Here is a 20,880-nt window from a genome sequence, read left to right as displayed (position 1 = left end):
TTATTTTTTGGTTATTTTTAACTTAGAAATTATTTTGGCAGCAGGATCATCCGGAGATTGCATGAAATAAAGATCGTACAATTTGCCGCTGGCCCAGGTATCAATCATGTTGTCATAAAAGCGACTTCCGGGATTTCCTGATTGTCCGCCGGGAAATACCCCATGCCCTTTAGGGTTTTTACCGAGTTCGATGACCATTCTCCAGGAAGGGCCATTGGTTTCGCTGAGGGCATTGATGGTCATTTTTCCACCGCCTGTCATCAATACTTTAGAACCGAAACCGGGGATTTTAGCGAGGTGAGGTACATTGCTGTGTTTCACATTTGCCCAGGCCCAGTCCATATTAATGGGCCCATATTTTCTTTCCAGGCTGTCGCAGGCATATTTGAAGGCTTCATTGACGGCATCGCTGAGTGTTTCTTTTGAAGGCGTATTGATGTTGTCAAACCATTTGGAATCGGGTTCTTTTTGGATCAATTGAACGGTACGGTCTCTGGAAGGGAAGCGCATGGGCACAGCATCCACTGTAAATTCATCGTTCCAGATGTTATACATCATCCTTTTAGTCCAAAGGTCGAATATGCTGGCTCCAACGGATTGGGCGCCATAATACTTGTTCCATCCGGAAGTGATCCGGAAGGCTTCCTGTTGGGTGGCATTGAGCTCCAGTTTGGTGACTAAGGGCAGGATATAGGGTAGGATGTTTTGAGCATAAATGCTGTAGGAATCCGTTTGCATGAGGCGGATACTATCAGCAGTGGCCTTTGTCATGGCGGTTAGGCGGTCGTTGATCCTTTTACCACGTTCATAAGGACTGAATTCCCAATTGATATAATAGGGATAAGTCTGGTCGGTGGAGGATTGATTGGCAGAGCTGACAAAGTTTCTCGGCGGGTTTTTTACAGTTGGATTTTGCGAAGCAGGAATCCAGCCTTGCCAGTCACTTTTAGGGTCTGTACCATCCAGGATAAATTTCCCCTGGTCTTTCCATTTGAGTGGGAATTTACCGTTTGCGGTGATGGAAATGTCGTTATCCGCGGAAGCGAACACGAAGTTCTGCGCTGGTGCAGTGTAAAAAGTGAGGGCATTGCGGTAATCGTTGTAGTTTTTACCCCGGTTTAAAAGGTAGAAGGTCCGGAGTTCGTTAGATTTCTCATGAGCGATCCAGCGAAGGGCATTTCCAACGGGTACGTTTGCCGCTTTAGAGAAGTCTTTAGGCTTTTGCAGGTACACTACCGGGCCATGGTGGGTATAGAATACGGTATCGACTTCCGTCTTTTCGCCGAGTATCTTAATCTTTTCCAATCGGGTACTGGTATTGTTCCATTTGTTGTTGTACCAATAGCTTTTATGGGTGTTGTCTTTGAATTTGATCTGATAGAAATCGAGCACATCTGCGGCCACATTGGTTACACCCCAGGCAATGTTCTGGTTGAAGCCGATTACGATACCCGGTGCGCCGGGCAGGGATACGCCATAGGCATTTAAGCCAGGGGCATGCATTTGAATCTGGTACCAGATGGAAGGCAGGGTAAGGTCGAGGTGGGGATCATTGGCAAGAATTGGAGATCCGGAAAGCGTTTTTGCACCGGATAGTGCCCAGTTGTTACTGCCGATGCCTTCAATTTTCTCCTGCGTTTTGATGTTTGCGGTATTCATTTCGGTAAATACAGCAGGAGGTGTAGGGATTGGAAGCTGTGTAAAGTCCCATTTGGTACCTACAGGGATGATTGGATCTTCTTTGAAAGGGTAATCCGGGAAGAGGTCTTTGACTACATCGTTTCCAAACTTCTTCCTGATATTGGTCATGTAAAATTCGTCGGAACCCATGGCCAACACTGCCGACATTTGTTTTAACAGTAACGCACATTTCAAGGGTGTCCAGTCTTCTGGTTTAAAGTCCAGTATTTTGTACTCTAATGGCAGTGTTGCGGCGTTTAGACTGTGGATATAATCGTTGATTCCGGCAGTATAGGCCAGGACCATTTCTTTAGATTTCGGGTCGGCCATCATGCCTTCCATAGACTTTTCTGCACCATATACCATGCCCATGCGGCGTTGGTAGCGGTCTAGTTCTATGGCTTTTTTGCCCACCACTTCCGATAATCGCCCTGCGGCATAACGGGTCTGGAAATCCATTTGCCATAAACGGTGCATGGCAGTCACGTAACCTTGTGCATAATACACATCATGGTCGTTTTGAGCGAATATATGGGGGATCATGCGGTCATCAAAGGCGATGTCTACATTTTGAAGGGTTCCTTTTAAGTCCAGGCTTGTTTTGGAGGGAATCGTGTTTTTCTCGGCATTTTGCCAGAAACCGGTAAAAGGATTCAGGAATTTGAGTAATGGCGGGGTATTTCCAAACTTGGTATTCAAGGCATATGCGAGTAGGATGGGAATGATCACGCAAACCAAGGCTTTTACTTTATTCATCATGGTTGAATTAAATGTACGGCTTTATCTTGTCAATAGAAGGAATTGATTTTGTGCTTTTGCAATTTAACATAAAACTTAATTCATTTGAAATGAAAAATAGATTTCGTCCATTTATTTGTCATCAAAATTCAGTTTGGATAATTAAAAAATTGTATTAATTTTAAGATAAATTAACCAACTATAAATTCTCGACAGTATGAGCAAAAATTTTACAAAAACGATCCTCGCGTTTTTATTGCTGTGTATGACTGCCACCTTTGCACAGGCACAAAATGTGATCATTAGCGGAACAATTACGGATAAGCTCAGTAAGGCGCCCATACCAGGTGTTGGGATAACCGTTAAAGGCACCACTTCAGGCACTGCAACAGACATTAATGGAAAGTACAATTTCAGTACTTCACAAAAAGCCCCTTTTATTCTCGTGATTTCTTATGTGGGCTATGCGCCTGTGGAGAAGCAGATTACAGGAAATGCATCTAGTCTGGATGCGGAATTGGAACAAGTAGGTATTTTGGGACAAGAGGTTGTAATATCTGCGTCGAGAACACCAGAACGGATTTTGGAATCTCCGGTTTCTATTGAACGGATGGGCGCTACTGCAATTAAAGAAGTAGCTGCACCTTCATTTTATGATGCCCTGGCGAATCTGAAAGGTGTGGAAATGAGTACACAGAGTTTAACATTTAAATCTATCAATACCAGAGGTTTTAACTCTAACGGAAATACCCGTTTCAACCAGTATGTGGATGGAATGGACAATCAGGCTCCTGGTCTGAATTTCTCTGTGGGTAATATTGTTGGGATCAATGATCTTGATGTAGACAATGTAGAACTTTTGCCGGGTGCTTCTTCCGCATTATACGGTGCAGGTGGTATCAGTGGTACGATGTTGATCACTTCAAAAAACCCTTACGATTATCAGGGGGCTAGTTTTCAGTTTAAAACCGGGATCAACCATGTGGATGATGCTAGTTCAAAAGTGCAGCCTTTCAATCAGCTGGACGTTCGTGTAGCTAAAGCCTTTAACAACAAGTTTGCATTCAAAGGAAGTTTCTCTTTCCTGCAGGCAGAGGATTGGCATGCGAACAATTACAGTGATTTTGATCGCGCAGCGCGAAAATTTAAAGAAGGGACCAGAGAAACAGATCCTAACTATGACGGGATTAACGTTTATGGGGATGAGGTGAATCAGAATATGAGAAACGTGGCTCAGGCGGCGGTAAATGCAGGAACTTCGGCGTTTGTACAAGGGGCTCTGGGTTTACCAGCTCCACCTACTGCTGCTCAGATCGCAGGATTTAAATCTAATCCGAATGGATTAGCTGCTTTAAACAATTTCCTGGGTACTGATCCAAGGTTCAGACCTTTTACACTCGGACTGGCCAATAAGGCTTTGCTTCCGGATGAGGCGGTTTCCAGAACGGGTTACGAAGAGTTGAACCTGGTAGATTATAAAACACAATCTCTGAAAGGTTCAGGTGCGCTTCATTATCGTTTTTCGCCAACCATCGAAGCGATTGCACAGGCAAACTGGGGCTCAGGAACATCGGTATATACCGGTTCTGACCGCTATTCGCTACGTAATTTCAGCATCGGACAGTATAAATTAGAATTAAAAGGTCAGGATTTCTTCTTAAAAGGATACACTACTCAGGAGCGTTCCGGAGATTCTTATATTTCTTCTATTTTGGGGAGTTACATCAATGAAACTTCTAAAAGTTCTACGGCATGGTTTCCTGAATATGTAGGGAATTATGTGGGTGCAAAAGCAACGGGAGTTACGGATGCACAAGCGCATGCGGCAGCAAGAGCAGCAGCAGATAAAGGCAGATTTCAACCGGGGTCCCCTGAATTTGAAGCTGCAAAAGAGAAGATCATGAATACAACCATCTCCGGCACTGATTTCAAAAAAGGGATATATGGTGCTAAGTTTGATGATAAAACCAATCTATACCATTATGAGGGCATGTACAATTTCACGAATGCCTTGAAAAATGTAGTAGAATTACAGGTTGGGACTTCTTACCGTTTGTATCAATTGAGATCTGGTGGTACTATCTTTGACGATTTCGATAAAGGAATTGATATTAATGAATATGGTGCTTTTGCACAGATTGGAAAGAAATTTTTTAATGAGAAGCTAAAGTTAACATTTTCAGGTCGTTACGATAAAAGCTCTAATTTCGACGGCAGGTTTACACCAAGGATAACAGGTGTATATACTGTAGCACCAAACAACAATATCCGCGTTTCTTATCAAACCGGTTACCGCAATCCAACTACTCAGAATCAGTACATAGATTTATCTGTTGGTGGTGGTACACAGCGTCTTATCGGTGGTTTGCCGGCTAGCTTAAACAAGTATGAGTTGTTAACGACCAAGCCTTATACGGATGTAAGTTACCGTGCTTATTTAGCTTCTGCTTCGGCAGGTACGCCAGATCCATCTTTGTTGAAGACATATGATTTTGACACCAAAGGTGTGCGTCCGGAAAGTGTTCAGTCGTATGAGGTAGGTTATAAAGGTTTATTAGGTCCTAAAGTTCTGATAGATGCTTATGCTTACTACAGTGTTTATAAGGATTTCATTACTGCGGTTGATGTTTATCAGAGTAAAGGTGGCGCGATCACTAAGTTTGGTGTTCCGGTAAATGCTACCGGAAAAGTGACGACTTATGGTGGTGCTATCGGTCTGGATTATTTAATCGGCAAATACAACCTGAGTGGTAACGTGTCTTACAACAAGCTTCAGGATCTTCCTCAGGATTATATCAATGATTTCAATACACCTGAGTTCCGTTATAACCTTGGATTCGGGAATAGAGAAATCATCAAAAACGTAGGTTTTAATGTGAACTGGCGCTGGCAAGGTGAATTCTACTGGAACTCTTCATTTGCTTCCGGAGATGTACCTGCTTTCAGCACACTTGATGCACAGGTTAACCTGAAAATACCTTCAGTAAACTCTATGATTAAAATTGGTGGATCAAATGTGTTAAACAAATACTATTTCACGTCTTATGGTAATCCTTCTGTTGGAGCACTGTATTACGTTTCTTATGTATTCAATCCATAGTCTCTCATTTTAGTTTAAATTTGGAGAACCCCGGCAGAAATGTCGGGGTTTTTTATGCGCTAAACTTTTAGGTACCAATCTGAAAGCCGCAAAAAATCCTTTGGTTTTCCTGTAAATTTTAACAACCTTAGTTGTATAAAATACACCATCTATTTATCTGCTACTTTTAATAACCGATTTTCATGGAAGAACAACACGAACAAGGGAAAGAAATAAAAGAGGAGGGTAAAATTCCCGAAATTGTTGAAGAGACTGTTCAACATTTAAACAACCCGGTTACCGATATAAAACCAATTGTAAAGAAATATTTGTCTGCGGTGCAGAAGGTAGAGAAGGCAGGAAATAAGTTCTTCTTCTCTGATGGCGATGCGAGTGTGGAAGTGAGGGTCGTGAGCGATGAGATCATTAGAGTCAGATTGGCGCCACATGGTGTTTTTCTGGATGATTTCTCTTATGCCGTACCGGTGGTGGACCAGAAAGTGACCACTTTTAAAATGACAGAGCAGGAAGACCACTATGCGATTTCCACAAATACGATTACCTGTAAAGTGGCGAAAGCTGATTTTCAGGTCTCTTTTGTGGAGAATCTGAGTCAGATGGTGATGAGTGAAGACGATTCTCCGATGCATTGGGAGGAAAATGTGGAGTTCGGGGGCTATTACGTATATGCCACGAAGAAATGCCATTCGGAAGAAAACTTCTTTGGTTTAGGCGATAAATCGGGCAATATGAACCTGAGAGGGCGTCATTTCCAGAATTGGAACACCGATGCTTATTCTTTTGGCTGGGATCAGGATCCGCTATACCGGACGATTCCTTTCTATGTTGGGGTACATCAGCAATCGGCTTACGGCATTTTCTTCGACAATACTTTCCGTTCTTACTTTGATTTTGGGAAGGAAGATCAGCAGAAAACCAGTTTCTGGGCTGATGGAGGTGAATTACAATACTATTATATCCATGGTCCGCACATGATGGACGTGGTTAAAAGATATCAGACTTTAACGGGTACGCATCCGATGCCTCCTAAATGGGCGTTGGGCTACCACCAATGTCGCTGGAGTTATTATCCGGAAAAGAAGGTGAAAGAAATCGCCGATGGCTTCCGTTCCAGGAATATTCCTTGCGATGCGATCTATCTGGATATTGATTATATGGATGGCTATCGCTGTTTTACCTGGAATAAGAACTATTTTCCGGACCCTAAACGGATGATCAGGGAGTTGGCAAATGACGGTTTTAAAACGGTCGTCATGATTGATCCCGGGATTAAAGTGGACGATAATTACTGGGTTTTTAAAGAAGGTAAAGAACATAATTATTTCTGTAGAAGGAGCGACGATTATTTCATGGAAGGTCATGTTTGGCCGGGAAGGTGCCAGTTTCCGGACTTTACCAATCCTGCGGTAAGGGAATGGTGGGGTAATTTATACAAGGAACTCGTCGATATTGGCGTAGCTGGTGTCTGGAACGATATGAATGAACCTGCCGTTTTTGGTGCAGGTACTTTTCCGAATGATGTGAGGCATAATTTTGATGGCTATAGAGGTTCACATCGCAAAGCACACAATGTGTATGGGATGCAGATGGTGCGCTCTACTTATGACGGCCTAAAGAAATTGATGCGTAATAAACGCCCTTTTACCATTACCAGAGCCGGTTATTCCGGAATGCAAAGGTATGGTTGTGTATGGACGGGCGACAATGTAGCAACCTGGGAGCACCTGAAAATGGGCAATATCCAGTGTCAGCGGATGTCGGTTTCCGGCGTTCCTTTTTGTGGTACCGATATCGGTGGATTTAGTGGCGAACCGGATGCTGAATTGTTTACCCGCTGGATTCAGCTGGGTACTTTTTCTCCTTTTATGCGCGCACATTCGGCCGGTGATACTGCCGAAAGAGAGCCCTGGAGCTTCGGAGAACCCTATACCAGCATCAACCGGACTTTTATTGAGCTGCGGTATCGTTTAATGCCTTACCTGTATTCGGTTTTCTGGGAACATCACCGTTATGGTTTCCCTATTTTGAGGCCGCTAGTGATGTTGGAGCAGGAAAATGTAGGCAATCATTACCGTCAGGATGAGTTTACTTTTGGGGATAAAATATTGGTTTGTCCAGTGTTAGAGCAGGGTGCAACGTCCAGAATGGTTTATCTCCCGAAAGGAAAATGGTATAATTACTGGACGCATGAGATCCTGACCGGCGAAAGTGAGCACCTGATTCAGGCTGCTTTAGACCATATGCCACTATTTGTACGCGCAGGTTCCGTAATTCCTGAATATCCGGTGATGCAATATGTTGGGGAGAAAAATATCGATGAGGTATTGCTTAATATTTATTATTCCGATTATGAGGTGAATTCTTTCTTCTTTGAGGATCATGGAGACACTTTTGCCTATGAGCAGGATATTTATTCGGAGAAGAAGTTTAGTGTAAAAGGAGATCAGAAAAAGTTGGTGATTGAGCAAAGCGTAACCGGACTTTATACACCGAATTATGAGTTGTACGACTATACGGTGGTTGGAATTCCATTTAAAGTGAAGAAAATCACAGTAGATGAAAAAGATATAAAAGATTATTATATGGACGAACGTAATTGCTTACGATTTAAGTCCAACAAGAATTTTATGGCGGTAAAGATATATGGTGAGTAGGGAAAACAATTAAAATCATGATCATGAATGTACCAGTTAAGAGCAGTTCCGTTAAAGTATTAGATGATAAAATAGTGCAGCAAGAAAGCAGCGTTTGGGTGCATAGTTTATTTACTGATTTTGATGTTTCTCTATTTGTCAGCGGTAAACATTTCCGCCTGTATGAAAAAATGGGGGTCCATTTATTGCGCGTTGATGGGCGTGATGGCGCTTATTTCGCGGTTTGGGCACCAAATGCACAATCGTTAAGCGTGGTTGGTAATTTTAACCAATGGGATTCCCATTCCCATCCTTTGAACAAAAGGTGGGATGAGTCTGGAATTTGGGAGGGGTTTATACCCGATCTGAAAAATGGGGAAGTTTATAAATACGCGATCAAAGGTTTTGATGGCCAGGATATCCAGAAAGGTGATCCTTTTGCGCGTCATTGGGAACATCCGCCAAGAACAGCTTCCGTAATTTGGGAAGTCGATTATCGCTGGAAAGATAAGCCATGGTTGAAAAAAAGACCAAAGGTTAATGCCTTAAATCAGCCTTTATCTGTGTATGAATTGCATTTGGGCTCTTGGCAAAGGGATCCTTCGGAACCTCTGCGGGTGCTAACTTATAAAGAGATTGCCACCAGTCTGGTGCCTTATATTCTGGATATGGGTTTCACGCATGTGGAGCTGATGCCGATCATGGAATATCCGTATTTCCCTTCCTGGGGCTATCAGATTACCGGTTATTTTGCGGCAAGTTCCCGACATGGGACGCCGGAAGAGCTGATGTATCTGGTAGATGAACTCCATAAAAATGATATCGGGGTGATCCTGGATTGGGTGCCATCCCATTTTCCTGGTGATGCTCATGGTCTTTTTAAGTTTGATGGCACACATTTGTATGAGCATGCAGATATGAGGAAAGGTTTTCATCCGGATTGGAAATCGTACATTTTTAATTACGATAGAAATGAGGTGCGGTCTTTTCTGATCAGCAATGCGATGTTTTGGATGGATAAATTCCATGCCGACGGACTGCGGGTAGATGCTGTGGCTTCTATGCTGTATTATAATTTCTCCAGAAAGGCTGAGGACGCGGCAACAAATGAGTTTGGCGGACCGGAAAATCTGGGAGCTATACAGTTTTTGCAAGACCTGAATGAAGCAGTTTACGGCAATTTTGAGGGGGTGCATACCATCGCAGAAGAAAGCAGTACTTATCCAGGGGTGACGCATCCGGTAAAAGATGGCGGTCTGGGTTTTGGGATGAAATGGATGATGGGTTGGATGAATGATACTTTGAAGTATTTCAAAAATGATCCGCTTAACCGGAGTTATCATCACCATCAGCTCAGTTTTAGCATCACTTACGCCTTTACGGAGCGTTTTATGTTGCCTTTTTCTCATGATGAAGTGGTTCACGGGAAATCGTCTATGATTTATAAGATGCCAGGAGATGAGTGGCAGAAGTTTGCCAATCTCCGTCTTTTATACGCGTATATGTTTACGCAACCAGGTACTAAGCTGTTGTTTATGGGTAATGAGTTTGCGCAAACGCATGAATGGGACTTCAAGAGTTCCCTGGATTGGCATTTGTTGCAACATGCGCCACACCTTGGGATGCAGAAAACGGTTAGGGCGCTCAATAATTTGTACCGTAACGAGCCTGCGCTTTATGAGCATAGTTTTTCTGCGGAAGGATTTGAGTGGATCAACGCTGATGATGCTGATCATTCTGTTTACGTTTATCAGCGGAAAGGGCTAAAAGCTAAAGATACGTTGATTGTGATTTTAAATATGACACCTGTACTTCGGGAAAATTACCGGATCGGACTTCCTTTTAAAGCAAAATGGACAGAGATTTTTAATACGGATGCTGCGGAGTTTTTTGGCAGCGGGAAAGGAAATGAAGGCTTGTTGTTATCGCCTGAACCTTTAGGCTGTCATGGGCGCGAGTATTCTATTCAATTGCAGTTGCCTCCTTTGGGGGCTATTGTATTGAAACAAGTGAAGTAAAGGTTTTTTTAGGCCTGAAAATAGCTCCGTATAAAAACAGCTTAAAACAGAAATAGCCTTCATTATTGAAGGCTATTTCTGTTTTAAATCAGGAATCGTATTGATTCTAATCTTGTGACTGCAACTTAATCCTATGATAGAAAGTTAATCTTGTGATTGAAAGTTGTAAATCACCTGAGATGTTAATCTCTTTTTGTCTTTTAATCGTTGCAGATTGTCATGTAAAGCGCTTTTGTCTTCTATGCCGGTACTGTTTAACAGTGCTTGTTTGTAAAATTCATTAGCTGCTTCCCATCTTTTGTCTTGTTCTGCATAAATTCCCATTTGTTCATAGATACAGCATTTGCAAACGCCTTTAGTGGCGAGGGCTTGTGCGAAAATCTGGTCGGCTAGTCTGGGCATTTCTAGTGTGCTCAACAAACGCAGGTAAGGCAGGTAGGTATCCGGAAATTCCGGCTCTAACTCGATACATTTCTTGTAATAATATCCAGCAGTCTGATAGTTTTTAAGTTTATCCTGATAGATATTCCCTAAACTGCAATATGCTCTCGCATATTCCGGGTCTGTCTGAATAATTGCATTTAGTAAATGAAGTGCTTTTGGCGGCTCTCCGAAGTTTAATTCTTCAAGAGCTTCCAAATACTTTTCTTCGGTGGTATATAAAATGTCCATAAGGAATCGTTTCGTTGTTAATCCGATAAGAAAAATTCGGGCTGGTGTTAAATCTTGATTTTGGTACTGGCTGATTATCAGCGGGGGATGATTTTATATCCCGGATAAAAAAGGATATTCCATGCTTACCCGATGCAGGAAAGCCATAGGGCTGCTGCTTGTAAATGGGATATGTGGATACTTTAGCATGTTCTTTTTTTACAAAGATAAGGATATGTAGCTAAATATCAAAACGTTTGGCTTTTGCCGCTCCTGGTTATTGTTTATCGGGCATAAAAGATAAATTTCTTAGATTTAGGGACACAAATTTGAAACCAAACCTATATTTAAATGAATCTGAACAGTACGATGCCCGGACAAAGCAACCGGATCCATGTAGTGGATGCTTTTAGAGGATTTGCCGTGATGGCAATCTTTTTAGTACATAACATTGAGCACTTTATTTCAGGAATTTATCCTGATGCAGCCTCCCAACCTGGTTGGCTTAATAATCTTGATAAAGGCGTTTTTACGGTTGTTTTTTCTCTTTTTGCAGGAAAATCTTATGCTATATTCGCCCTTCTTTTTGGCTTCACTTTCTCTATTTTATTTGCGAAACAGCAGTCGCTGGGTAAAGATTTTGGCTACCGTTTTTTATGGCGCCTATTGTTACTTACGGTTTTTGCGTCGTTGAATGCCCTGTTTTTTCCTGGTGGTGATGTTTTGTTGCTGTATAGTATTGCAGGGCTTGTCTTGTTTTTTGTAAGAAAGTTTGACAATAAAACGCTGCTGGTATTAGCTGTGCTATGTTTGTTACAGCCGATAGAATGGTATCATTATCTGAGAAGCCTATTGGATCCCGGCTTCACTTTACCGTTGAAACAAGCAGGCGCACTTTATGGAGAAATCGGGAAAGTTGTGGCCAGTGGAGATATCTGGGAGTTCTTTAAAGTAAATGTAACCACCGGACAGAAAGCCAGTTTATTATGGGCTATTGAGGGTGGAAGGTTCATGCAAACCATGGGTTTATTTATGTGTGGCTTATGGATCGGAAGAAAACAACTGTTCCTGGATTCGAAAGAAAGCAGGGGCTTTTGGTTGAGTGCTTTAATTGCTTCCGCAATATTATTTGCGCCGCTATATGAGTTGAAAGTGATCTTGATGGATAATAACACAGATGTAGTTAGTAAATCTACCGTGGGTGTGGCCATGGATATGTGGTCTAAGTTTTCCTTCACAGTAGTTCTTACGGCCTCTTTTATGCTCCTTTATCAAAAACTTAAGTTTAGAAATCTAACGGCTTCACTAATTCCTTACGGAAGGATGAGTCTGACCAATTACGTGAGTCAATCGATATTGGGGGCTTTAATTTACTTCCCTTTCGGACTTTCTCTGGCGAAATCTTGTGGGATGACCATGAGTTTACTGATTGGTATTGTGGTGTTCCTGGCTCAGGTACAGTTTTGTAAATGGTGGCTGAGTAAACATAAACAAGGTCCGCTGGAAGGTTTATGGGCGCGTGCAACCTGGTTTAAATAACCGGGTAACAATTCCATGGTATAAAATTACCATGGAATTGTTACATTAGAAATAGATTTCAACCAACAAACCATTCAATGACCACCACCATTAAAGAAAAAAGTGCCTGGGCTTATCTGCTCAGTGCACCCGTAATTGTAGCCTCTCTCGGCTATTTTGTAGACATCTATGATTTACTTTTATTTGGCATTGTCCGGATTCCCAGCTTAACCGAACTGGGCCTTGATGAAGCAGCGCGTTCTGTAGAAGGGGCGAGTATTCTCAATTGGCAGATGACGGGATTGTTGCTGGGTGGTATCTTATGGGGTGTTTTGGGCGATAAAAAAGGTCGGTTATCTGTTCTTTTTGGCTCCATTATCACTTATTCTATTGCAAATTTTGCCTGTGGATTTGTGCAGGATGTTTTTGTTTACAAGATTCTGCGTTTCATCGCAGGAATAGGTTTAGCAGGAGAGCTTGGCGCTGGTATCACACTGGTTTCTGAGAGTTTGCCAAAAAAACTCAGGGCATTGGGAACATCTCTGGTTGCGGGGGTAGGGCTTCTCGGTGCTGTAGTAGGCTATTTCACCGTAGAATTATTTAGCTGGAGAAATGCTTATTTCATTGGTGGCGGAATGGGAATTATGTTGTTATTCCTCCGGATCGGGGTTTTTGAATCCGGAATGTTCCATACGATGAAAGCGAAACAGCAATTGAGCAAGGGCAATTTTCTATCTTTTTTCACTAAGAAAAGCAGGTTGATCTTGTATCTGAAGTGTATTGGCGTTGGTTTACCTACCTGGTTTGTAATTGGGATTCTGGCAACGTTTAGTAATGAAATCGGGAAAGCGTTACAGATTACGGAGGCTATAAAACCAGGATTAGCAGTGATGTGGTGTTATGTAGGCCTGGCTGCGGGAGATTTAGTGAGTGGAGTGATCAGTTACTGGCTGGAATCGCGTCGTAAGGCCGTAGCTTACCTGATGATATTTGCAGCAATCGGTTCGCTAATCTTCCTTTACGGCGGTATCTCCACCACAAAAGGGCTATATGCCATGTGTTTATGGGTCGGTTTTGGGATCGGCTACTGGGCGATGTTCGTCACCATTGGTGCCGAACAATTCGGTACAAATGTACGTGCAACAGCAGCCACCACTATTCCAAACATGGTGCGTGGAACAGTGGTACTGATGACAACCGGTTATACTTTCTTAAAACCACACGTGATGGAGTTAAATGCCGCGGCGATTATTGGTGTCATTTGCTTTGGAATAGGTTTTTATTCTATTAAAACCATTCCTGAAACACATCATAAAGACCTGGATTTCGTAGAAGATTAGGTTATCTGATGGGTTGAAGGATCACAGATTTCAATTTGAACAGTTCTTTGGTATTGTTTTCCGGCTTTAAAATCAGGGTGTATAGGCCTGGTTTTTCTACGGTAACCGTAGCCACAGGATGTTTAATGAATAATAATGGCTTCCCGGAACTGTATTTGGAGGTTCTTAGAGTCTGGAATTTGTACGTTTTATGGTTAAACTCCATCAGCCCTTCCTGTTTTGCACTTTCCTCCGGACAAGCATATTCCAGCTGGATTTTATAATCACCAGGTTCTGTCAGGTTAAATTCGAAGCTCACCTGATCTTCTGGTTTTACCATCCCTGTGATGCAGGTAGTATGCTTCCAGTCGCCAAAATAATGACTGTAAGTTAAAGTCTGAATTTTTGCGGAACCACTGGTTTTTGAATGAATGACTTCCAGCATATTGTTGTCGTAGGCAGCAGAAACAGTTGGAACTGAGTTTAAATAGCCATCATTTAAGGGGCCATCAAAGCTAACCGTGATTACGGCATGGTAAGGCGCGGTGTTGGCGGGAAGTTCCAGGTATAATATCTGGTCTTTAATTTCATATTTCAATTTGGTCTTGCTGTTGAGAGCGGCAACATTAATCACTTTTGCATTGATTCCCGGAACTCTGATTTTTCCGTCTTTAGGTGGCGTAAGGATATGCAGGTATAGTTTTCCCGGCTTAGAGGTAGTTACACCCCAGGGTTGCGCCGGAACAAGTCCATAAGTGCTGCCATAAATACTTTCTCCGTTTTTCTTTAACCATTTACCGGTTTCCCTAAGGTACTTTGCTGAGTAATGAGGAATATTTCCTTCTCCGTCTGGCCCTACATTGAGCATCAGATTTCCTCCTTTGGAGGCCACATTGGCTAATAATTGAGTAATTTCTTCTGGTGTTTTGAAATTCATATCGTGACTGATATAACCCCAGGAGTCGTTATGGGTATAAATCGATTCCCAGGCACCTTTTATCGGCGTTGCCGGAACTTCCGAATCTCCGAAAGTACGGTAATCTCCAAGTCCTTGTCCCACGCGGCTACTGAAAAGGCTTTTAGGCTGTAGCGCATGCATTTCATCAACCAGCGACTGTGTTTGTGCTTTAGTTAATCCCCCTGGCATGTCGAACCAGACAATACCTAAGTTGCCATAATTGGTTAGTAATTCTTTGAGTTGAGGGATGGATTTCTCTTTATAATATTTTAAATAGTCTTTGTCGGCTTCTTTAAAGTCCCATTTGTTACCACCACCATTGGGTTCATGCCAATCCAGAAACTGAGAATAATAGAAACCAAATTGAATACCTTTTTTCCGGGTGGCATTGGCTAATTCTTTCATTGGATCTTTACCATAAGGGGAGGCTTTTACGATATTAAAATCACTGACTTTAGAATCGTACATGGCAAAGCCCTCATGGTGTTTTGCGGTGATGACCATATATTTGATACCTGCATCATTTGCCAGCTCTGCCCATTCTTCGGCATTGAATTTTTGAGGATTAAAGCTTGCTGCAACTTTCTCATAGGCTTTTGCAGGGATTTTTGCCTGGTGCATCAGCCATTCTCCGCTGCCATAATAATCTTTATCCTCCCATACACCTGCAAGTTTGGAGTATAATCCCCAGTGGATAAACATTCCGAATTTAGCATCCTGAAACCATTGGGTATTCGGGTTTTCTTTTCCGACCGCATTTTTATCCCATCTTTCGATGTCTTGAGCATCTGAAGCATAGATTGTGGAAAAAAATAATAAAAGGAAAATACTGGTTTTTCTGAGCTGGTTCATAATTTGGATATGACTTGATGGTTAGTCGTTTACTAAGATAAGTCCTCTGTTTTTTTATAGTTATCCGTTTATAGCCAATGATTAAACGCTTTTGGCAATATCTACCAGTTTACAGGCAAAGCTTGATACTTTGCGTTAATTGGTTTAGGTTTATCCTCCCAAAGTAGGATTAGAATATAGTAAAATTAGGATATGGAAGACCAATTAAGAACGGAGCAGGCGATATTGAAGAAGAAAATTAACTGGCTGGATTTACTGAAAGTGATTGCTGTGTTTATGGTCATTGTGGCACATGCCAATGACTGTATTATTTTAAATCAGGATGGTAATTTTAATTTCGAATGGGGGACTTATATCGGTTCTTTGTACCGTTTTTCGGTTCCTTTATTTGTGCTGATTTCCGGAGTTTTACTGTTACCTACCAAGCTCAATACTATTGAATTTTATAAAAAGAGGCTATGGCGGATTCTGCCGGCTTTACTCTTCTGGGGTGTAGCTTATGTGATTTTTGACGGCATGGTGCTGAATCATAAATCCTGGGACAAAATGTGGCTTGACATTGTCAGGTTGCCATTAAGTTTTGGTGATGCTTCTCCACATTTGTGGTATTTATATATGTTGGTTGGACTGTACCTGATCATTCCTGTCATTTCTCCATGGGTTGCTAAAGCCACAAAAAGAGAGCTGGAATTGGTATTGGCCATCTTTATTTTCTCCACTTTCATCCCTTACCTCAAGTTTTTAACAGGCCTGGCTTTCGGGGTATGCGATTGGAATGAATTTCATTCTTTTTATTACTTATCGGGCTTTATAGGGTACCTGCTGATGGGGTACTATCTTTATACTTACCTGCCAGGCTGGAGTACACTCAGCAAAAGATGTACCGGTGCTATTTTATTTCTGACGGGTTATGGAATCACTTATTACCTGACAATCAGTGTTCCTTTTTCCATTCCAAATATTGAAATGGTCTGGTATTATTGCTCACCCAACGTGCTTTTAGAAGCCGTAGGTGTATTTTTATTGGTTGAAGGTTTGGAGCTTAAAAATGGTGTATTTACACGGATCATTCAAACAATTGCTAAGTATTCATTTGGTATATTTCTAATTCATTACTTCTTTATAGGGGTTATTTTCAGATATCTTGCGGCTACGTTTGACCTTCATCCGGGTTTAAATGTATTACTGTCATGTTTGATCACACTGCTTGTTTCCTTTGCAACGGTCTGGTTACTCACAAGGATTAAAGGCATGAGAAAACTATTGATGTAATCTTTTCAGCGACGTCATAGCGTCTTCGATAGTGTCTATTCTTTGCTATCGAAGATGCGCTAATCAGATAATTGTTTAAAGAAGTGTTTTATTTATTCTTTTTTTCATTTTTCAGTAGTCTTTTAACCAGCTCGATGACTAATCCCATGTCAGTATTGTTTTCGAAGTCGTCCTGGACATTACTATTTTGCTGAACAAGGTCAGGGTCAGGTTTTTTTAATAGACTGATTTTTACATCCATAATTTTCGCGATTTTGAGGAGTAATTCATCTCCTATGGTGTTTTTTTGTTCCATTTTTGAAACGGCTTGCTGGCTAATACCCAGCGCTTTGGCTAATGTGGCTTGTTTCATTCCGTAATAGAGACGAATGCGGCTCAGGTTTCTTCCTAAATGGGGTTTCTTCATCATTTTGTTACTTGTAAAGTTATTAAAATTTCCTCTTTTTCTGGTGAGTTAATTAATTGTAAAATACAACCATTTTGAGGTTAATTACAACCTTATTTTTTCCTCATTTTTATCGGGTTGTTTTTACTTTTGATTAACTAAAACAGAAGCGATGATGACTATTGATAAAAAGAAAGAAAAGGGACTGAAAACCACCTATTTAAATTATGATTTAATTTATTTTATACAAATAAAAAGGATTGCTGCACGGTTTTCTCAGGAAGAGCTTTCCTTTTTAATGGGAAGAAAAACAGGGTTTATTGCAGATCGGGAAGCATTTAAACAGCATAAAGAATTATGGCTGGGAGATGTGACTGTATTGGCCAAAATATTTGATTGTCATACCGTTGACTTTTTCAGAAGTCTCGATGGCAATCCTAAGGAAATCGGGTTATGGGCGGTACAATCGCAGGAACGGGACTATATTCATTATAAAGTCTACCAATTGCAGGAAGATCGTCCTAAGGAGTTGTTATATATGCTGAATGAAATGGATCCAGCCAGGCGGTATCATGAAAATGAGGAAGCCGCTTTTCTATACCATGCTAGAATAGAACTCAGTCATTTGATCATGGAAGGCTTTTTTGATGCCGGGCCAAAAACTCCGCTGGAAATCTTTAAAATTTGTAGAATCCGTGCAGGGCATTTCATTAAGGCGGGGTTCCTGGAGCAGGCATTAGGCGAATATCTGGACGTTGATGGACAAGCGTTAAAAAGGTACAAGCATAAAGAAATGGGATTTGTTTATGAGGCTATGTGATTTACTTTGGATAAAAGGAAAGAAAAATCCGGAGGGAATGGAGATTATTTTGATATTTTAGTAAGGCCTTATCCTTAAGAGTTATACCATGTGATTTATATCGTATGTAATGGATATTTTATTAGGTTTTCTGCCATGGATAAGGCTAAATGATAACCGCAAAAACAGGCGGTAAAGAAGCTAAACCAAATACTTAAACCAAATAACACTATGAACCTAAAAATTGGCCTTATTCTCCTCAGCTCAGCCTTGATTCCCGGATTGAGCCTGATCAATACCACTAATAAACACTCAGAAGTACTGAATATTCAGGGAACCTGGCAGTTGGTATCGGGAGTAACCATTGCAAAGGGGAAGTCTACGTTTACTGATTACAAAAAGGACATGAAACAGATCAAAATCATTAACGGTACCCATTTTGCTTTTTTTAACCATGACCTGAAAGGAGGAAAGGATTTAAAGCCAGTTTTTGTAGCTGGAGGGGGTAAATATACTTTAACGGGGAATGACTACACGGAGCATCTGGAGTATTGCAATTACAGAGAATGGGAGGATAAAACTTTCAAATTTAAACTGAGCATAAAAGGGGATACTTTGATTCAGCGGGGATTGGAAAAGGATGAGGAAATTGGGGTTGATCAGGAGATCATCGAGAAATACGTTCGGTTGAGAATGTAATTTATGAATTTGCAGGATATTTCAAATGTCAGGTTGAAGACCCAAAGGATTGACCCCCGGGCTGGTGTTGCTGAGGCCCAAGATATTGTGGCCTGGATGGGAGCTATCCAGGCCCAGGATTACGCTATGGCCTGTTGGGCAATAGGGCTTCGTGGGCAAGGTTTAACAGAAAGGTCTATTCAGAATGCCATTGATCAGGGAGAGATCCTGAGAACGCATGTATTGAGGCCAACCTGGCATTTTGTGGCAGCCAGCGATATTTGGTGGATGCTGGAATTGTCGGCCCCACAATTAGTACCCCAAATGAAATCCAGGCTTAAACAGTTTGGTATTATTCTGGAGGATTACCTGAGGATTAATCAGGTCATGGAAAAGGCCTTTTTGAAAGCGCCTCATCTGGATAGAGCGGCCTTGCTCTTTGCACTGAAAGATGCCGGGATTTGTTCTGATCGCGAGTATCTGTCACATTTCCTGCTTTGGGCAGAAGTAGCCGGGATCATTTGTAGTGGGGCGCATCAAAATAACAAAGCTACTTATGCTTTGCTGGAAGAGCGGGTGCCCAGGCCTGCCCCTTTAAAAAGAGAAGAGGCATTGGCTAAACTGGCACACCGTTATTTTACGAGTCATGGTCCGGCTACGCTTTTAGATTTTAAGTGGTGGTCTGGTTTATCCTTAACGGATTCGAAAAAAGGATTGGAAATGATCAAATCTGATTTTGTTGTGGAAGAGATAGGCTCAGGGGTATATTGGATTCCTGAATCATTTTGTCAGGAATCATTTTACCCGGAATCATCTGGCGCGAAACGATTAACCAGGGATTACGATCAACCGGCTGTATATTTATTGCCAGCTTTTGATGAATTTTTGATCAGTTATAAAGATAGAACTGCTTCATTTCCTTTGGAACATCATGCCCATGCTTTTACCAATAATGGAATTTTCTATCCGGTGGTACTTGTAAATGGCCAGGTTAAAGGTGTTTGGAAAAGAACTTTAAAAGGAAGTAAATTCCGGTTTGAAGCGCGTTTTTTTAGTTCGGTGAATCCGGAGGTTTTAGAGTTAACGGAAATAGCAGCGGTTAACTTCGGGATATTCCTGGACAAGGAAATAGAGGTCATCAAGATTGGCTAAAATCCGCGGTAATGCTCATATCCGGATAAATTAATCCCTTGATGGTCAGAATCTGGTCAAAGGGGAGGGGAATATCCGGATAAACACTAGTATATTTTTTATATCCAGGCATTAGGGCTACCTTTGGTATAATGGATCCCATCAGGCATATCAATCACTTCCGCTATAACCAGCTCGCAACACAATTGCGAAGGGTATCGGCTGTGTCTTGCCATTTTTTATCTCTACAATATCGTTTGGGGGATTCTTTTCTTAAAAGTAGCAAGGACTTTATTAAGTAAGCCCCGACCTTTCTGAAGGTTTGGGGATTTTACCTTAATTCTTTTTTCCTTTTATCTTTTTCTTTCTTATCATGAAAAAATCAGGCATCATATCCTTTTTAAGGATTGTTCTTGTATTACTTTCTCTATTAAACCTTTGTGTTTTACTGATCTCCATTTTGATGGTTAAACCATTATGGATTGGCCTTTCTGTCTCTTTTTTTGCGATGATGGCGGCTTTTCAAGATTATAATCAATTTAGGGTGCGGGAGAATCACTTGGTTTTAGGGAAAGAAAAAAATAATGTTTACTAAGATGGGGATATTGGTTAGGAGGAGCAGGGATTTTGATGGTTTAGCCTCAGTTGAGTATTAGACTGGGGCAAGGGAATACCACAATAATTAATGCACTATTTTATCATTTAATCTACAAAAACAAACATCATGACTACAAATTCATTAAAAATAGACGAGACCCCTATCATTTTATCAACTGGAATTTTTGACTTGTTAAAAGATCATTTAAGGAGAAGAAAGCTAAGTAAGTTCAATGAAGAAAAATTAAAACTGGAGCTTCGTTTTGCCAGACAAGTGTTGAACAGGGAATTACCTGAAGATGTGGTTACTGTAGACAGAGCTGTACGGGTAAGAGAAATGGAATCAGGTAATGAATTTACTTATAAATTAGTTGCACCATCAAGAGCAAGAGATAAGCATAAAACCCTTTCTATTTTATCGCCAATTGGCGTAGCGATGGTAGGATATGTTAAAGGCGCGCAATTGCAATGGGAAATGGCTGATGGTATTAAGGTTTACCGTATTGAAGAGGTGAGTAAAATCGCTTAGATCAGCATTATTTGAGTGTTAT

At 41.3% G+C, this 20,880-nt stretch carries 15 protein-coding genes; 11 read left to right on the top strand and 4 right to left on the bottom strand.

The features are described from left to right. The gene (locus tag R2Q66_RS15765) at positions 1-2,439 is read right to left on the bottom strand and encodes a penicillin acylase family protein (protein WP_316750681.1); all 2,439 of its coding nucleotides are present in this window, start codon (positions 2,437-2,439) and stop codon (positions 1-3) included. A 196-nt stretch (positions 2,440-2,635) separates the two neighbouring features. Here R2Q66_RS15765 and R2Q66_RS15760 point away from each other — a divergent pair, with 196 nt between their 5' ends. The 3 genes from R2Q66_RS15760 to glgB all read left to right on the top strand — a co-directional run bounded on the left by R2Q66_RS15760 (position 2,636) and on the right by glgB (position 10,169). After that, positions 2,636-5,518, top strand: a complete 2,883-nt coding sequence (locus tag R2Q66_RS15760) for a TonB-dependent receptor (protein WP_316750679.1) — start codon at positions 2,636-2,638, stop codon at positions 5,516-5,518. Positions 5,519-5,700: 182 nt separating this feature from the next. Further along, positions 5,701-8,172, top strand: a complete 2,472-nt coding sequence (locus R2Q66_RS15755) for a glycoside hydrolase family 31 protein (protein WP_316750676.1) — start codon at positions 5,701-5,703, stop codon at positions 8,170-8,172. Between the two features lie 23 nt (positions 8,173-8,195). Next, complete coding sequence (gene glgB, locus R2Q66_RS15750) at positions 8,196-10,169, top strand: 1,4-alpha-glucan branching protein GlgB (protein WP_316750674.1); 1,974 nt, start codon at positions 8,196-8,198, stop codon at positions 10,167-10,169. Between the two features lie 144 nt (positions 10,170-10,313). Here the strand turns inward: glgB and R2Q66_RS15745 are convergent, their stop codons facing one another. Continuing rightward, complete coding sequence (locus R2Q66_RS15745) at positions 10,314-10,841, bottom strand: hypothetical protein (protein WP_316750672.1); 528 nt, start codon at positions 10,839-10,841, stop codon at positions 10,314-10,316. Positions 10,842-11,171: 330 nt separating this feature from the next. Here R2Q66_RS15745 and R2Q66_RS15740 point away from each other — a divergent pair, with 330 nt between their 5' ends. Beyond that, the gene (locus tag R2Q66_RS15740) at positions 11,172-12,359 is read left to right on the top strand and encodes a DUF418 domain-containing protein (RefSeq protein ID WP_316750670.1); all 1,188 of its coding nucleotides are present in this window, start codon (positions 11,172-11,174) and stop codon (positions 12,357-12,359) included. Positions 12,360-12,436: 77 nt separating this feature from the next. Next, positions 12,437-13,678: an MFS transporter gene (locus R2Q66_RS15735; protein WP_316750668.1), complete on the top strand. Its 1,242-nt coding sequence runs from the start codon at positions 12,437-12,439 to the stop codon at positions 13,676-13,678. 1 nt (position 13,679) lies between these two features. Here the strand turns inward: R2Q66_RS15735 and R2Q66_RS15730 are convergent, their stop codons facing one another. Further along, positions 13,680-15,467 (bottom strand): alpha-L-fucosidase, encoded by a 1,788-nt coding sequence (locus tag R2Q66_RS15730; RefSeq protein ID WP_316750665.1) that lies wholly within the window; start codon positions 15,465-15,467, stop codon positions 13,680-13,682. A gap of 192 nt (positions 15,468-15,659) precedes the next feature. On the opposite strand from R2Q66_RS15730, the gene R2Q66_RS15725 reads away from it, so the two are divergent. Then, positions 15,660-16,739, top strand: coding sequence for an acyltransferase (locus R2Q66_RS15725; RefSeq protein WP_316750662.1), 1,080 nt, complete (start codon positions 15,660-15,662; stop codon positions 16,737-16,739). 88 nt (positions 16,740-16,827) lie between these two features. Here the strand turns inward: R2Q66_RS15725 and R2Q66_RS15720 are convergent, their stop codons facing one another. Then, a complete protein-coding gene (locus R2Q66_RS15720; protein ID WP_316750660.1) occupies positions 16,828-17,148 on the bottom strand; it encodes a helix-turn-helix transcriptional regulator in 321 nt (106 codons plus the stop codon). A gap of 148 nt (positions 17,149-17,296) precedes the next feature. Between R2Q66_RS15720 and R2Q66_RS15715 the strand changes: the two genes are divergently transcribed. The 5 genes from R2Q66_RS15715 to R2Q66_RS15695 all read left to right on the top strand — a co-directional run bounded on the left by R2Q66_RS15715 (position 17,297) and on the right by R2Q66_RS15695 (position 20,858). Then, a complete protein-coding gene (locus R2Q66_RS15715) occupies positions 17,297-17,944 on the top strand; it encodes a hypothetical protein (protein WP_316750658.1) in 648 nt (215 codons plus the stop codon). A 210-nt stretch (positions 17,945-18,154) separates the two neighbouring features. Then, positions 18,155-18,622: a hypothetical protein gene (locus tag R2Q66_RS15710; RefSeq protein WP_316750655.1), complete on the top strand. Its 468-nt coding sequence runs from the start codon at positions 18,155-18,157 to the stop codon at positions 18,620-18,622. Between the two features lie 3 nt (positions 18,623-18,625). Next, a complete protein-coding gene (locus R2Q66_RS15705) occupies positions 18,626-19,753 on the top strand; it encodes a winged helix DNA-binding domain-containing protein (protein ID WP_316750653.1) in 1,128 nt (375 codons plus the stop codon). 352 nt (positions 19,754-20,105) lie between these two features. Beyond that, positions 20,106-20,327, top strand: coding sequence for a hypothetical protein (locus tag R2Q66_RS15700; RefSeq protein ID WP_316750651.1), 222 nt, complete (start codon positions 20,106-20,108; stop codon positions 20,325-20,327). Positions 20,328-20,456: 129 nt separating this feature from the next. Continuing rightward, positions 20,457-20,858, top strand: coding sequence for a GreA/GreB family elongation factor (locus R2Q66_RS15695; RefSeq protein ID WP_316750649.1), 402 nt, complete (start codon positions 20,457-20,459; stop codon positions 20,856-20,858). Positions 20,859-20,880 lie beyond the last annotated feature (22 nt).

The organism is Pedobacter gandavensis, assembly GCF_032677645.1.
GTDB classification, from domain to species: domain Bacteria; phylum Bacteroidota; class Bacteroidia; order Sphingobacteriales; family Sphingobacteriaceae; genus Pedobacter; species Pedobacter gandavensis_A.
The sequence above is the reverse complement of the archived record's forward strand: the minus strand, read 5'-3'. Positions and strand labels throughout refer to the sequence as shown.